We start from the raw sequence: 2531 nt of genomic DNA, 5'->3' as shown, positions 1-2531 counted from the left end.
CAGCTATAGGCTCTATCCTTTTTTGTAGGTGGGAATCATAGTTATTGACTGTAAATAATCAGTATTATGTTAATTATTGGTGTACTTGGTTGTAGTTTTAAAATAAAGTCGATACGTTTTCTAGTTGTAAACCAACTCCCACTTCCTCGCCAAATAAATTAAAGTACATGTTTGGAATGACTGCCATTTTTCAGAGTGTTAGCTATCATTCTCAAGCATATGCTTATATTTAAATGAATGATGTCCTTTTTGTACGTATAATAGAACAAAGGGGAATTAAGATGAGTCTAATTTACAAGAAGAGGAGCAATTTGTTCTGTGGAACCAAAAGGTGAAAAAATAAACTGCTTAGCATTAAAAGTCAAAGAGATTATTCAAGCTTCTGGATGTCAAAATGAAGAGGTAATTTTTCTGTGCATTGGTTCAGACCGATCAGTAGGGGATTCATTAGGCCCCTTAGTCGGGACAATGCTTAAAGAACATACGGTACCTTATCGTGTTTACGGTACTTTGGAAAATCCCGTACATGCATTTAATTTAGAAGACACGTTGAAAAAAATTAAAAAACAATTCAAAAAGCCTCTTATTTTTAGTGTGGATGCTTGTTTAGGGGATCAAAACCAGGTCGGCTATGTTTTCTTGAAGGATGGACCTCTTGTCCCGGGGAAAGCTTTAAAAAAAGTATTGCCGGAAGTGGGAGATTATCATATTACAGGAATGGTCAATTATATAGATCCGCTGCCAACCATGCAATTTTTAAATGACACTCGTCTATACACGGTTATGAACCTTGCGAAAACAATCGTAAAAATAATTACTCAAGCTACAGACAAGACTTCTGGAATTAAATAAAAGAATGGGCTGTGCCAAAAACCACTAATAATAATTGGTTTTGGCACAGCCCTACTTTGTTTAAGTTCGAAGAATTTATTAGATAACATTGTACTTAAATAATAGCCCCTGTCAAGATAGCAACAATGATAAGGACTAATGAACAAATTAGAGCCCATTTAAATGCATACCGCTGCAGTTCCCCGATATCTGTTTTTACCATCCCCACTAGTAAAAGAGTCGATGCCACGAGTGGACTTAAGAAATGTACAGGCTGGCCAAGTACGGAAGCTCTGGCAATTTCTAAAGGACTCACACCATAAGCTTCTCCTGCTTCGGCAAGAATTGGCAAAACACCAAAGTAGTAAGCATCATTGGATAAAACGAACGTAAATGGCATGCTGGTGAACGCAACGACCATCGGTAAAAAAGAGCCTAAAGAATCCGGAATGATGGCCACTAATGAATTTGCAATGGCGTCTACCATTTTCGTTCCGGAAAAGATCCCTGTGAAAATACCAGCCGCAAATACTAGTGTGACGACGGTTATTGCGTTTCCTGCATGTGACACGATTCGCTCTTTTTGCTGTTCTAAATTAGGGTAATTAATGATTGAAGCAAGCACAAACCCGATTAGAAACAACACAGGTACCGGTACGAAGCCCATTACAAGAATGACCATAACCGTGAGCGTCAACAAAAGATTGATCCATATTAATTTAGGGCGCTTTAAATCGTCTTGTATGGCAGAAGCTACCGCTGCTTCAGCAAGAGCTCCTTTCATTTCAGGTGCAGCTTTGATATGTACAACACCAAGCCTTTTGCGCTCTTTTTTCCCAAGTACATAAGCGGTAAAAAGAATAGCTGCCATACCTGCGAATAGTGTTGGGATAATCGGGACAAAGAATTCATTTGCATCGAGACCTAAAGATGCTATTGCTCTTGTTGCAGGTCCTCCCCAAGGAGTCATACCACTCATAATACTGACAGCCAGCATAGAAATAGTGGCAAGAATAAGTGGATTCATACCAAGTCGTAAGTAAAGAGGCAGCATAGCGGAAATCGTAATCATATGAGTCGTGGTACCATCACCATCTAAGGCAACGGTCATTGCGATTACTGCTGTTCCTATCGCTATTTTAACCGGATCCCCTTTTACGATTTTTAACATAGTTTTAATAAGTGGATCAAATAATCCAGCGTCAATCAGGACTCCGAAAAACAAAATAGCGAACAATAGCAAAGCGGCTGAAGGTGCAACAACCTTTATTCCATCGAGCATCATATCTCCGAGCTCTGGACCAAATCCGCCAATTAATGCAAAAATAATTGGAATGACCACAAGAGAATTAATAGGTGATAACCGTTTAGACATGATTAAATAAGTAAAGACAACGACCATTGAAATACCAAGTAACGTAAGAATATGAATCCCCTCCCATTAAAGAAACCGCTTACAAATCAAATAAAAAGTTTGAATAGTTAAAAAATATTATATAATATCTTCTGTTTCCCAGTTGCTTTGTTTTCTATTTTTAGAATAGTTCATATCATTAAATAAGTGAAATACATATTTTTTGTACTTTTTCGAAAAAAAAAATTATAATCCATTTTATATTAAATTAAGAAATCGAAAAATCACAATGAAATTTTCATAATTTCATTGTGGTTTTTAGTTTTATTTTTGTATTTTTATTAAA

2 protein-coding genes are annotated in these 2531 nt (G+C 36.7%); one reads left to right on the top strand and one right to left on the bottom strand.

The window, feature by feature from the left end:
* Positions 1-318: 318 nt before the first annotated feature.
* The gene (yyaC, locus tag ACFVSH_RS25340) at positions 319-852 is read left to right on the top strand and encodes a spore protease YyaC (protein WP_387708510.1); all 534 of its coding nucleotides are present in this window, start codon (positions 319-321) and stop codon (positions 850-852) included.
* 94 nt (positions 853-946) lie between these two features.
* On the opposite strand, the gene ACFVSH_RS25335 is transcribed toward yyaC, so the two are convergent.
* Positions 947-2257, bottom strand: a complete 1311-nt coding sequence (locus ACFVSH_RS25335; RefSeq protein ID WP_387596032.1) for a CitMHS family transporter — start codon at positions 2255-2257, stop codon at positions 947-949.
* Positions 2258-2531: the final 274 nt, after the last annotated feature.

Origin of the sequence: Peribacillus sp. NPDC058002 (assembly GCF_042886655.1) — a bacterium.
GTDB lineage: Bacteria > Bacillota > Bacilli > Bacillales > DSM-1321 > Peribacillus > Peribacillus aracenensis.
This window is presented reverse-complemented; position numbering and strand designations above follow the sequence as displayed.